The organism is Lichenibacterium ramalinae (assembly GCF_004137085.1).
In the GTDB taxonomy this organism is placed as follows: domain Bacteria; phylum Pseudomonadota; class Alphaproteobacteria; order Rhizobiales; family Beijerinckiaceae; genus Lichenihabitans; species Lichenihabitans ramalinae.
In genome coordinates this window covers 23,152-35,305 of record NZ_QYBC01000018.1, presented here as the reverse complement: position 1 = coordinate 35,305, position 12,154 = coordinate 23,152, and the positions used below count along the sequence as shown (strand labels likewise).

The following is a 12,154-nucleotide window of genomic DNA, read 5'->3' as shown; positions in this document are numbered from 1 at the left end:
TCCCGGTGTGGCCGCCGTGGCGGCGTCGGCTTCAGCTCAGCGCGACGTTGACGGCGCTTTCCGGCAGTTCCTTGCCGAAGGAGCGCTGGTAGAATTCCGCCACCAGCGACCGCTCCAGCTCGTCGCACTTGTTGAGGAAGGTCAGCCGGAACGCGAATCCGATGTCGCCGAAGATCTCGGCGTTCTCCGCCCAGGTGATGACGGTGCGGGGGCTCATCACGGTCGACAGGTCGCCCGCCGTGAAGGCGTTGCGGGTGAGGTCCGCCACCCGCACCATCTTGTTGACGATGTCGCGCCCCTCCTTGGAACCCTGGTAATGGGGCGCCTTGGCCTGGACGATGTCGACCTCGCGGTCGTGCGGCAGGTAGTTGAGCGTCGTAACGATCGACCAGCGGTCCATCTGGCCCTGGTTGATCTGCTGGGTGCCGTGATACAGGCCCGACGTGTCGCCGAGACCCACCGTGTTGGCGGTCGCGAACATCCGGAAGGCCGGGTGCGGCTTGATCACGCGCTTCTGGTCGAGCAGCGTCAGGCGGCCCGACAGTTCCAGCACGCGCTGGATCACGAACATCACGTCGGGCCGGCCGGCGTCGTATTCGTCGAAGCACAGCGCGACGTTGTTCTGCAGCGCCCAGGGCAGCATGCCGTCGCGGAACTCCGTGATCTGCTTGCCGTCCTGCAGGACGATGGCGTCCTTGCCGACGAGATCGACGCGCGACACGTGGCTGTCGAGGTTGATGCGGATGCAGGGCCAGTTGAGGCGAGCCGCCACCTGCTCGACGTGGGTCGACTTGCCGGTGCCGTGGTAGCCCGTGATCATGACGCGGCGGTTGCGGGCGAAACCCGCCAGGATGGCGAGGGTCGTGTCGCGGTCGAAGAGGTAGTCCCGGTCCGAATCGGGGACATGCTCTTCTGTGCGCGAATAGGCAGGCACGCGCATGTCGATGTCGATGCCGAAGACATCACGGACCGAGACCGTCGTGTCGGGAAGGGCCTGCGTATCTGAAGTGGCGTTCTGCATCGATCCTCCGAGCCCGCCCCGCGAGGGTGCGGCGCCCGCTCCTGGGCTTCTTGGGGTTTTACCGGGACGCCGCGGCGCCCGGTGGCGAAAGCTTGATGGTCTTGAGGAAGTTATAGGCGCGGATGATGTCGCGCAATTTGTCTTCGCTGGACCGATCGCCGCCGTTGGCGTCGGGATGCAATTGCTTGACCAACTGCTTGTAGCGGGCCTTCACGGCGGCAGCATCCGCCGTGTCGTCGAGCCCCATCGTGGTCAGGGCCTTGGTGGTGGCGATGGAATAGCGCGGGCGGCGCGGCGCCTCGGCCTGCCCCTGCCGGGCGCGCGCCCGGAAGATGCCGAGGCTGTCGGGATGGAGGTCGTCGGGCGATCCCGCCTCGCCGGCGGCGCGGTTGACCCCCATGTTCCAGGTCGGCCGATGGCCGACCAGGGCCTCCTTCTGGTAGCGGGCGACGGCGTCGTCGCTCATGCCGCTGAAATAATCGTAGGTGGCATTGTACTCCCGCACGTGATCGATGCAGAAGCAGAAATATTGGCCCTCGCGGTCGCGCCCCTGCGGCGCGCGGAAGTCGCCCGCCTTGTCGCAACCCGGGTGATCGCACGGCGTCGTCGACGGCACGGCGGCGGCCTTGCCGCTCTTGCCCGCGCTTTTGGAGCGGATGCGATCGAAATGGTGCGAGTTGAGGTTCATCACCGGCCTATTATGGGGGAGATCGCGGGCGTCGCAAGGCGGGCCGCGACGCATCCCTGCCCCGCCCCGCAACCCTTGCCTGCCGAGGATTTGGTATCATGACCGTTAAGGACAGAATCGTGGCGACGCTGACCCGGGAACTCCGACCCGAGGCGCTCGAAGTGCTCGACGAGTCCCACCAGCACGCCGGCCACATGGGCTCGCGGCCCTCGGGCGAGTCGCATTTCCGCGTGCGGGTGACGGCGGAAGCCTTCGCGGGCCGCAGCCGCGTCGACCGCCACCGCGCCATCAACGCGCTGCTGGCCGACGAACTGCGCCCCGACGGCATCCACGCCCTCGCCATCGAGGCGTGGGCGCCGGGCGAGGCGGGGCGCTGACGGGGCGGGGCATCGACCTTTTCCAGGCTTCGTCCGTGGTCGCCGGTCCGAGTGCCGCCATGTCGCTCGTCGCGTGGCGGTTCGGCGGGCGCGTGGTCGGCGAAGCCGAGGGCCGGGCCGCCATGTCCGCCGCGCTGGCCACGAGCCGCGAGCACGTCGACCGCGACCTGCCCGGCGACGTGGTGGCCTTCCGCGCCGACGGGCCGGACTGGCGCGAGCGCATGGCCGAACCCCTGCGCAAGGCGGTGGGGCTGCAGCGGTCGAGGCGCGATCGGTGCCTCCCATGCCTCGCCGCGGTCTGCTCCGGAGCCCCGTCGCCTTCGGCGACCTCGCTCGCCGATCGTGTCCGGTGCCGTCGGCTTGCCATCGTCAAGGCGATTCCACGAAAGGCGATCCTGCTCTAAGACCCGCGCTCGGCCGCATTCCACGGCGCGCGGGAGATCCAAACCATGTCGGACATGCGGCTCGTCGTCACCGGAGCCGGCGGCCGGATGGGTCGCATGCTGGTGGCGGCCGTCCAGGCGACGCCGGGCGTGATGCTGTCGGCCGCGCTGGCGCGCGCCGGGTCTCCCGCGCTCGGCCAGGATGCCGGCATGCTGGCGGGCCTCGGCCCCATCGGGGTCCCGGTGACGGAGGACCCGCTCGAAGCCTTCGTGGCCGCCGACGGCGTGCTCGACTTCACCCTGCCCGACGCCACGGTGCATTTCGCCATGCTGGCGGCCCAGGCCCGCATCGCCCACGTCATCGGCACGACGGGGCTCGTCGCCGCCGATCTCGCCCGGCTCGAGGCCGCGGCGCGCCATGCCCCCCTGGTGCGGTCGGGCAACATGAGCCTCGGCGTCAACCTCCTCGCCGCCCTGGTGCGCCGCGCCGCGCGGACGCTCGGCACCGAGTGGGACATCGAGATCGCCGAGATGCACCATCGCGGCAAGGTCGACGCCCCCTCGGGCACCGCGCTGCTCCTCGGCGAAGCCGCCGCCGAGGGCCGCGGCACCAGCCTCGCCGAGGCGGCCGTGCGGGGTCGCGACGGCATCACGGGCGCGCGCGAAGCCGGCACCATCGGCTTCGCGGCCCTGCGCGGCGGCACCGTGGTGGGCGAGCATTCGGTCGTCTTCGCCGGCGACGGCGAGCGCATCGAGCTCAACCACCGCGCCGAGGACCGCTCGCTCTTCGCCCGCGGCGCCGTGAAGGCGGCGCTGTGGGCGCGGGGGCGCCGGCCCGGGCTTTACAGCATGGCCGACGTGCTCGACCTTGCCGCCTCCTGACCCCGAACCAGCGATGGGATCCCCCATGGACCGCCTGCTCGTCCTCATCCGCCACGGCCAGTCCGACTGGAACCTGAAGAACCTCTTCACCGGCTGGAAGGACCCGGAGCTGACGCCGAAGGGCATCGAGGAGGCCAAGGCCGGCGGCCGCGCGCTGAAGGGCGTCGGCCCCTTCGACGTCGCCTTCACCTCCGCCCTTGGCCGGGCCCAGCACACCTGCCGCCTCGTGCTCGGCGAGGTGGGCCAGGAGGGGCTGGACACGATCGCCGATAAGGCCTTGAACGAGCGCGACTACGGCGACCTGTCGGGCCTCAACAAGGACGAGGCCCGCGAGAAGTGGGGCGCCGACCAAGTCCACGTCTGGCGCCGCTCCTACGACATCAATCCGCCCGGCGGCGAAAGCCTGCGCGACACCGTGGCGCGCGCCCTGCCCTACTACAACCAGCGCATCCTGCCGCGCGTCCTGTCGGGCCAAAAGGTGCTGGTGGCGGCGCACGGCAACTCGCTTCGCGCGCTCATCATGGTGCTGGACGGGCTGTCTCCCGAGGGCATCGTCGGCGTCGAGCTCGAGACCGGCGTGCCGATCGTCTACCGGCTGAAGGCCGATTCGACGGTCGACAGCAAGCAGGTGCTCAAGCCCTGACGGCCGCGCAGGGCTGCCCTGCGGGCTTGAGCGCGGCCTTACCCTGCGCGATGGCATCCCCATGTCTCGGCCGACCTGCCACCCTTTTGCCGGGAGACCAGCTTGGCCGACCTCTTCGATCCCCTCACCATCGGCGACCTCCGCCTGCCGAACCGCATCGTGATGGCGCCCCTGACGCGCTGCCGCGCCGGCGGCGGCGGACGCGTCCCCAACGCGCTGATGGCGGACTATTACCGCCAGCGCGCCACGGCCGGGCTGATCCTGTCCGAAGCCACCAGCGTCACCGACGAGGGCGTCGGTTATCCCGACACGCCCGGCATCTGGTCGGACGAACAGGTCGAGGGCTGGAAGCTCGTGAGCCAAGCCGTGCACGAGGCGGGTGGCCGCATCTTCATGCAGCTCTGGCACGTCGGCCGCATCTCGGACCCGAGCTATCTCGGCGGCCGCCTCCCCGTGGCGCCGAGCGCCGTGAAGCCCGCCGGCCACGTCAGCCTGGTGCGGCCCACGAAGGCATTTGAAACCCCGCGCGCTCTGGAGATCGCCGAGATCCCGGGCGTCGTGGCGGCCTACCGCAGGGGTGCCGAGAACGCCAAGCGGGCGGGCTTCGACGGGGTCGAGGTCCACGGCGCCAACGGGTACCTGCTGGACCAGTTCCTGCAGGACAAGACCAACCTGCGCGACGACGATTACGGCGGGCCGATCGAGAACCGGGCCCGGCTGATGCTGGAAGTGACGGACGCCTGCATCGCGGTCTGGGGTGCGGAGCGCGTCGGCATGCATCTGGCGCCGCGGCGCGACGCGCACGACATGGGCGATTCCGACCCGCTCGGCACCTTCACCTACGTGGCGCGCGAACTCGGGGCCCGGAAGGTCGCCTTCATCTGCGCCCGTGAGAAGCTCGGCGACGACAGCCTCGGGGCGGCGATCAAGCGCGCCTTCGGCGGCCTCTATATCGAGAACGAGCTCTTCTCGAAGGCCGATGCCGTGCGGGTGCTGGCCGACAACGAGGCCGATGCGGTCGCGTTCGGCAAGCTCTACATCGCCAACCCGGACCTCGTGCGCCGCTTCCGCGAGGACGCCCCGCTGAACGCCCCCAAGCCCGAAACCTTCTATGGGTCGGGCCCCGAGGGCTACACGGACTATCCGGCGCTCGACGCCGCCTGAGCGGCGGGTGCCGCGCTCCCGGCACCATCTTGGGGCTTGATCGCGGCCGCGCGATCGGGCATAGCAGCGGCAGACGCGGCGGGTTATCCCGCCGCCTTTCTTTTGATCGGGTGCTGTGATGAAGGTCCGCAATTCCTTGAAGTCGCTCCGCGGACGTCACCGCGACAACCAGCTCGTGCGCCGCAAGGGCCGGGTCTACATCATCAACAAGACCCAGAAGCGCTACAAGGCCCGCCAGGGCTGAACGCGTTTCGCGACCGTGACGTCCTGACGAACCCCGGAACGCCCGTTCCGGGGTTTCGTCGTTCGGGGGTCTCGTCGTCGGGGCGCCGCCTTGCGGGGTTTCGCCGCCGGCCCCGTCTTTGACGGGGTGGCACCTCCTCCCTATCTTGGGGCGATGGGCTATCGCATGACCATCGGCGCCGCATTGGCGGCCTTTCTCCCCGTCGCCGTGCCGGTCGCCGCCGCCCCCGATCCCGGCGGGCCCGGCGCGCCGCTCCCGTTCTTCCGCCGCGGCCTCGGCGACATCGTCCCGCCCCTCCCCGGCCTGCAGGCGCGGCCGGGGCGCCCCCTGCCCGGGTCCGACGGGGCGCCCGACCGGCCCGGCCCGCCGGGCGCCGATGCGGCCGAGGTTACGGCGCCGAAGCCCGATCGGGCGCCGACCCGCGCCGAAGCGCTGGACAAGCTGCTCGGCCGCCTCGCCAGGGCGCAGGACGAGGCCGAAGCCCACGCCGTCGCCGGCATGGTGGAACGGCTTTGGATGGAATCGGGGTCCGACACGGCGGACCTGCTGATGACGCGCGCGGTCGCGGCGATGAACGGCGACCGTCGCGACGTCGCGGCGGCGCTTCTCGACAAGATCATCGACCTCGCGCCCGGCTGGGCGGAAGCCTGGAACAAGCGCGCCACGCTGCGCTTCCTCGAGAACGACGACACCGGCTCCATGGAGGACATCAGCCACGTGCTGGTGCTGGAGCCCCGCCATTTCGGGGCGCTGAGCGGCATGGGTTTCATCCTGGAGCGGCACGGCGAGGACGCCGCCGCCCTGAAGGCGCTGCGCCGCGCCCTCGCCGTCTATCCGCAGGACGGCGACGTGCGAAAGGCCGTCGACAAGCTGGCCCCGACGGTGGAAGGGCAGGACCTTTGACGGCTCCGCGCCCGCCGGTGCCGGATCCGGCCCGATGAAGATCCCGATCGGCCTCGCCGTCGCCGTCCTGCTCCTCGCGGCCGGTGGCTGGCTCTACACGTTCTGGCAGACGGGCGTCATCGAGCGGCGATTCCCGCCGCGCGGCCGCTTCGTCGCCGTGGGCCCGGGCGCCCGGCTGCACTATACCGAGCGCGTTCCGGCGGGCCCTGCCCGGGGCACCGTGGTGCTGCTGCACGGCGCCAGCGGCAACCAGGCCGACCTGATGGTGCCGATCGGCGACCGTCTGGCCGCGCTCGGCTTCCGCGTCCTCGCCTTCGACCGGCCCGGCCATGGCTGGAGCGATCGGCCCGGCGGCGAGGAGCCCGACTCCTCGCCCGCGCGCCAGGCCGACCTCATCGCGGCCGGGCTGAAGCGCCTCGACGTGTCCGACGCCATCATGGTGGGCCACAGCTGGAGCGGGGCCTTGGCGGCGGTCTTCGCGCTCGACCACCGCGACGTCACCGGCGGCATCGTGCTGCTGTCGCCCGTGCTCTATCCGTGGCCGACCGGCATCGAATGGTACTACGGGCCGGCGGCGTCGCGCTGGCTCGGCCCGGCCTTCACCCACATCCTGACCATGCCGTTCGGCCAGCTGCTGATGCCGGCCGGCATCGCCTCGGTCTTCACCCCCCAGGCGCCGCCGCCGGACTTCGCCGCCCTCACGGGCGTGGCGCTGGTGCTGCGGCCCGCCGAGTTCGAGAACAACGCGACGGACGTGTTCCACCTGCACGCCTTCGTCACCGGGCTCGGCCCGCGCCTGCCCGGCATCGCGGTCCCGGTCGCCATCGTGGCGGGCGACAGCGACGGCATCGTGCCGGCCTCCTTCCACGCCGAGCGGCTGGTGCGCGAACTCCCCGGCACCACCATCGCGCTGCTGCCCGGACGGGGTCACTCCCCGCAATGGTCCGACCCAGCGGTCGTGGTCGACGCCATCGCGGCCGTGGCGGAGCGCATGGGCCGGGGCGCGGTCGCCCCCCATGCCGCGCTGCCGGTGCCCGAGGCCGCCGCGCGCTGAGCCGCGCTGCGGTCGGGGTCGATCACGTCATGGACCCGCGCCTGATGCTCCCGGGATGACGGGCGGCGATGCCGCTTCGTCTGGGAGCAAGGGCCATCCATCCCCGCGGCCTCAGCCCCCGGCCGGGTCCGGCGATGCCACGACGGCCTCGCCGATGGTGCAGAGCGAACCGTCCGGCCGCTGCGCCACGGCCTGCAGGGCATCGCCCGGGCGCGCTTTGGCGTAGCCGGTCCAGAGCCGCGACGGCACGCCCGGCACCGAGGCCGAGCCGAAGCCGACGACCCTCCCCGCAGCCGTGACGAAGAGACGGGTCGGGGCCCGGCGCGTCGCGGCGTCCCGGGCCGTCCCCGACAGGCGGACGCCGTCCGCGCCGAGCGCCGGATCGGCCCGCGCCACGACCGTGCCCGCGCAGCTGCCGGCGGGCGCGAGCGGCTCCAGGGGCCGGCCGAGGGCCGCATAATCGGCACCGGCGAAGACCGCCAGCCGGTGCTCGCGCAGGAAGGGGGCGAAGCCCACCACCTCCTCGGCGGTGGTGTTCTCGTAGGTGCCGGCCGCCTCGGCGTCGTAGAGGCCGGCGAGCAGGCTGTCCGCCACGTGGCGCAGCGCCGCCGTCCGGGCCGCGAGGGCGGGCCAGGCGGTCGCCTCGGACCAGCAGGCGGCGAGGCCGAGCAGCAGCATCAGGGTGCCGAGGGCGATGGCGCCGAGCGTCGCGCGGCCGGGCCGGACCAGAGCCGGGAACCAGAACAGGACGATGGCGCACCAGAAGATCAGGGACGGTGTCGCGTAGCGGCTTTCGAAGGCCTGGTGGCTGCCGGCCGCGACCCGCCCGTAGGCCGTGACGGCGGCGGTGGCCAGGATGAAGCCCGCCACGGTGAGCAGCACCAGGCCTTCGGCGTCGCGCCGGCGCCCGGTCGCGACGCTGAAGGCCGCGGCGGCGGCGAGCCCCAGGCCGACGAGGCCGAGCGCCTGGGCGGCCCGCAGGTCGTCGCCCAGCGGGTTGCCGAGGTAGGCGGTGACGAAGCGCGGATAGGCCAGGAGGTGCGAGGGGATCTCGCCGGCCGGCAGGCTGCCGCCGCCGGGCACGTAGCCGTGGAAGAACAGCGCCGCCAGCAGCAGCGACAGCAGCGCGGTAGCGAGGGGGACGCGCAGCGGGGCGCCGCGCAGCAGGGCCGCGACGGCCAGGACGAAGCCCGTCATGACGCCGTTGGCCATCGTATAGGCCGACACGGCCGAGGCCAGGGCGGCGAGGGCGAAGAACGGCAGCGACGCGCGGCGCCGGCCGGCGCCGAAGCGCTCCAGCGCCGCCCCATAGGCCAGCGCCGCCAGGGCGGCGGCGGTGAAGACGCCGACGAACTGCAGCTGGAAGCCGTTGGTGAAGTTCTGTTCCTGCCGCAGCGTGAACAGCAGGAGCAGCACGAAGCCCACCAGCAGCAGGCGCGGTGCGGATCGCGCCACGCCGCGGCGCATCAGCAGGATCAGGATGGCGGCATTGGCGGCCTGCAGGACGAACGTCACCGTCAGGTCGAAGAGGCCGGACAGGCGAAACCCCATCTCATCGGCGAAGAAGAACAGGCGCGGCACCAGCAGGCGGTGCTCGTTGTGCTGCGAGGCGAGGTCGGCGAGCCCGTATCGCCCTTCGGCGAAACTGCGGAAGTGCAGGATGTTGTACCACTCGTCCCAGTAGGGCAGCGGGACGTGGAGGCGATAGGCCGTCGCGACTGTGAAGGCGAGCGTGGCGGCGGCGGCGACGGCGGAAATCGCCGCGGCCGCCCGGACGAGCCACTGGCGCGGCGGCGCCGGCCGGCCGGACCGGCGGCCGGGGCCGACCTCGCGCTGTCCGGCCTCTTCGCCCCGGCGACCCGCCGCGATTGCCGTCGACCCGTCGTCCATCGCAGTCCCGTCGCCTTCGCCACGCCGTCCGCCCCGCCGGCGGTGGCCGGCGCATGCTGAACACGCTTTCGGGCGTGAAGGCGAGGGCGTTTCACATCCTGGGGGGCGCCGGCGGCAGCCGCAGGGCTTCAGGACTCCATTGCGCGGCGCGGCCGCGGCAGGCTTCAGGATCCCATGAAGCGTGCGAAGGCCTCCTTGTGGTCGGGGTGCCAGCGCGACAGCGCCGGACGGTTCTCGATGACGTCCCCGATGGCCCAGGCCATGCGCTTCTCGTCCGTCGCGCGGTCGACGTCGTTGTCCGGGCACAGGATGTAGAAGTCGCCGCTCGCCATCGAGGCCAGCATGAAATCTACTACCTGCTCGGCCGTCCAGGCGGCGGCGGGCTTCTCCTCGGTGCCCGTCAGGCCCGTGTGGGTGAAGCCCGGGATGAGCAGGTGAGCCGTCACGGGGCAGCCGGGCGTCTGGCGCAACTCGTAGGCGGTCGCTTCCGTGAAGACCTTCACGCCGGCCTTGCTGGTATTGTAGGCGGCGTTGCCGGGCGGCGTCGTGATGCCCTGTTTCGAGCCGGTGTTGACGATGGCGGCGGGCTTGCCGGCGGCCAGCATGGCGGGCGCGAAGGCCTGCACGCCGTTGATCACGCCCCACAGATTGGTGGCGATGAGCCTCTGCCAGTCCTCGTAGGCGTCCCACGGCTTGCCGACCGGGCTGACGGCGGCATTGTTCATCAGCACGGCGACGTCGCCGAACGCGCCATAGGCGGCGTCCTTCAGGGCGCGCAGGTCGTCGATGCGGCCGACGTCGGTCGGCACGGCGCGGACCGTCGCGGCCCCGTCCGGCGCGCCGGCTGCCGATGCCGCCGCCACGACGGCGGCCCGGGCCGCCTCGAGCCTGTCGCCGGCGAGATCCGCCAGGACCACGTTGAGGCCCAGCCCGGCCAGGCGCTTGCCGGCCGCGAGGCCGATGCCGCTGGCGCCCCCGGTGATGACGGCCGTCCGGCCGGATGCGATGGCGGGATGGTGCTGCATGGGACGTCTCCTGTGGCCCGCGGACACGGGCAGAACCGATAAAGCTCCGGGCCGCCGATCGTTCCTCCAAGGCCACGCGCCACGGCGCCGCCGCGCGGCGTCAGGCCCAGGAAAGCGCCGCCGCGCGGCGTCAGGCCCCCGAAAGCCCCGCCGCCGATCCTGCGGCATCGGCGCCTGCCACGCTCCCTCAGTCCCGCCCTGCCCGCCGGGGGCAGACCTGCCGTGCAGGGGCGTCAGGCAACTCCGACGCGGCCCGTGCATTGCAATAAACGGCGTCGCATATCATTGTGCGGCGCAACAACGACGCCGTCTCAAGGCGCGGCAGGCGGCTCCCACCCGCCCGCGACGAAGGAGGCGCATCCCGCGCGCCTCCGCCAGGGGCGGCCGGTCCGGCGCCCCCGACTTTTTCCGCCTGGCGGAACGACGAGGATACGGCACCCATGACGCAAATGTTTCGAGCCGGGATGATCGGCGCCACCCGGCTGGTGCGCGCGGGCCGTCTCGGCGAAGCCGCGACGGTGGTCAAGCGCGGCCTTCTCGACGACGCCGCGCCGCCGGCGGCCCGTGCCGCCGCGCCGGCCAGCCTCTTCGACGGCATGATGTCGGACATGCAGGACGCCTTCGACAGCTTCTGCGCCTTCAATCCCTTCACGCCCCCCGCCAAGGCGCCGGCGCCGCCCCCGGCCGGCTCGGCCGTCGGCAGTTTCACGGAAGCGCGCTTCGCCGGTCCCGCCGGCAGCCGGCCTTACAAACTGTACGTCCCGGCCTGCGCCGAGGCCGGCATCGCCATGCCGCTCGTCGTGATGCTGCACGGCTGCAGCCAGTCCCCCGACGACTTCGCCGCCGGCACGCGCATGAACGCCTGGGCCGAGCGCGACGGCTTCCTGGTGTGCTACCCGGGGCAGACCACGGCCGCCAATGGCCAGAAGTGCTGGAACTGGTTCAACGACGGGGACCAGCACCGGGATCGCGGCGAGCCGGCCCTCATCGCCGGCATCACGCGCGACGTCATGGCGCGCCACCCCGTCGATCCCGCCCGGGTCTACGTCGCCGGGCTCTCGGCCGGGGGCGCCCTCGCCGCCACGATGGGCCAGGCCTATCCGGATCTCTACGCCGCCGTGGGGGTCCATTCGGGCCTCGCCTGCGGGGCGGCCCACGACATGGCCTCGGCCTTCTCGGCCATGCGGCAGGGCAGTGCTTCCCCGGCCGGCGCTGCCGCCACCGCCGCCGTGCCCACCATCGTGTTCCACGGCGACCGCGACGGCACCGTCCATCCCGTCAACGGCGACGCCGTGGCGACCCAGGCGATCCAGGCCGCGACCGTGCTGCGCGAGGCCGAGGACGGCGTCGCGCCGGGCGGCCACGCCTATCGCCGCACCCGCTTCCTCGATGCCGACGGGCGCGCCCTCGTCGAGCAATGGGCCATCCGCAGCGCCGGCCATGCCTGGGCGGGCGGCGATGCGGCCGGGTCCTATACCGACCCGCACGGCCCGGATGCGTCGGGCGAGATGCTGCGCTTCTTCGCCGAACATGTCGGCCCGGCCGCGCCCCGCACGCCTTGAAGGGCGGGCAAAACCGTCCCTTATCTGCAACGCGTCCAATCGCCACAGAGCAACGCAGTCCAGTTTAAAGGCCAAGCTCAAGTCGATCGACGGGCGCCGGCCGTGATCCTTGCCCTGGAGCAGTATCGGCTTTCCCCGAGTCGCCTTGGCGACTCGAAGCCGACGACACTGATCTCGATTCGGAGCCGGAGCGAATGGGCCGAAGGCGAAAGCGCTCTAGGGGCGCCGAAGCTTATCCCATGTGAATGCTGGATCGGCCGGCACTTGCTCCTATCCTGCCGTGGGGTCGCCAACGTCGCGATCCCGTGTCGCCGCGGG

At 72.1% G+C, this 12,154-nt stretch carries 13 protein-coding genes; 9 read left to right on the top strand and 4 right to left on the bottom strand.

Annotation, left to right across the window (positions count from 1 at the left end; all coding sequences use genetic code 11):
- Nucleotides 1-31: 31 nt before the first annotated feature.
- Nucleotides 32-1,021 carry a cobaltochelatase subunit CobS gene (cobS, locus tag D3272_RS19785; RefSeq protein WP_129220945.1) on the bottom strand — a complete coding sequence of 330 codons (990 nt, stop codon included), beginning with the start codon at nt 1,019-1,021 and terminating at the stop codon, nt 32-34.
- A 58-nt stretch (nt 1,022-1,079) separates the two neighbouring features.
- Nucleotides 1,080-1,709, bottom strand: a complete 630-nt coding sequence (locus D3272_RS19780; RefSeq protein WP_129220944.1) for a J domain-containing protein — start codon at nt 1,707-1,709, stop codon at nt 1,080-1,082.
- 98 nt (nt 1,710-1,807) lie between these two features.
- Here D3272_RS19780 and D3272_RS19775 point away from each other — a divergent pair, with 98 nt between their 5' ends.
- The 8 genes from D3272_RS19775 to D3272_RS19740 all read left to right on the top strand — a co-directional run bounded on the left by D3272_RS19775 (nt 1,808) and on the right by D3272_RS19740 (nt 7,359).
- Entirely contained in the window at nt 1,808-2,086 is a 279-nt protein-coding gene (locus D3272_RS19775) for a BolA family protein (protein ID WP_129220943.1), read from the top strand.
- A gap of 59 nt (nt 2,087-2,145) precedes the next feature.
- Nucleotides 2,146-2,490 carry a hypothetical protein gene (locus D3272_RS19770; RefSeq protein WP_129220942.1) on the top strand — a complete coding sequence of 115 codons (345 nt, stop codon included), beginning with the start codon at nt 2,146-2,148 and terminating at the stop codon, nt 2,488-2,490.
- A gap of 45 nt (nt 2,491-2,535) precedes the next feature.
- Nucleotides 2,536-3,351 (top strand): 4-hydroxy-tetrahydrodipicolinate reductase, encoded by an 816-nt coding sequence (gene dapB, locus D3272_RS19765; protein WP_245496686.1) that lies wholly within the window; start codon nt 2,536-2,538, stop codon nt 3,349-3,351.
- Between the two features lie 25 nt (nt 3,352-3,376).
- Entirely contained in the window at nt 3,377-3,994 is a 618-nt protein-coding gene (locus D3272_RS19760) for a 2,3-bisphosphoglycerate-dependent phosphoglycerate mutase (RefSeq protein ID WP_129220941.1), read from the top strand.
- Nucleotides 3,995-4,096: 102 nt separating this feature from the next.
- Nucleotides 4,097-5,158, top strand: coding sequence for an alkene reductase (locus D3272_RS19755; RefSeq protein ID WP_129220940.1), 1,062 nt, complete (start codon nt 4,097-4,099; stop codon nt 5,156-5,158).
- Between the two features lie 118 nt (nt 5,159-5,276).
- Nucleotides 5,277-5,402: a type B 50S ribosomal protein L36 gene (gene ykgO, locus D3272_RS19750; protein ID WP_012590802.1), complete on the top strand. Its 126-nt coding sequence runs from the start codon at nt 5,277-5,279 to the stop codon at nt 5,400-5,402.
- Nucleotides 5,403-5,567: 165 nt separating this feature from the next.
- Nucleotides 5,568-6,305, top strand: a complete 738-nt coding sequence (locus D3272_RS19745; RefSeq protein ID WP_129220939.1) for a tetratricopeptide repeat protein — start codon at nt 5,568-5,570, stop codon at nt 6,303-6,305.
- Nucleotides 6,306-6,339: 34 nt separating this feature from the next.
- Complete coding sequence (locus D3272_RS19740) at nt 6,340-7,359, top strand: alpha/beta fold hydrolase (protein WP_129220938.1); 1,020 nt, start codon at nt 6,340-6,342, stop codon at nt 7,357-7,359.
- 111 nt (nt 7,360-7,470) lie between these two features.
- Here the strand turns inward: D3272_RS19740 and D3272_RS19735 are convergent, their stop codons facing one another.
- Nucleotides 7,471-9,249 (bottom strand): hypothetical protein, encoded by a 1,779-nt coding sequence (locus D3272_RS19735; protein ID WP_129220937.1) that lies wholly within the window; start codon nt 9,247-9,249, stop codon nt 7,471-7,473.
- Between the two features lie 164 nt (nt 9,250-9,413).
- Nucleotides 9,414-10,274, bottom strand: a complete 861-nt coding sequence (locus D3272_RS19730; protein WP_129220936.1) for an SDR family NAD(P)-dependent oxidoreductase — start codon at nt 10,272-10,274, stop codon at nt 9,414-9,416.
- A 440-nt stretch (nt 10,275-10,714) separates the two neighbouring features.
- Here D3272_RS19730 and D3272_RS19725 point away from each other — a divergent pair, with 440 nt between their 5' ends.
- Nucleotides 10,715-11,836: an extracellular catalytic domain type 1 short-chain-length polyhydroxyalkanoate depolymerase gene (locus D3272_RS19725; RefSeq protein ID WP_129220935.1), complete on the top strand. Its 1,122-nt coding sequence runs from the start codon at nt 10,715-10,717 to the stop codon at nt 11,834-11,836.
- The last annotated feature ends 318 nt before the right edge of the window (nt 11,837-12,154 follow it).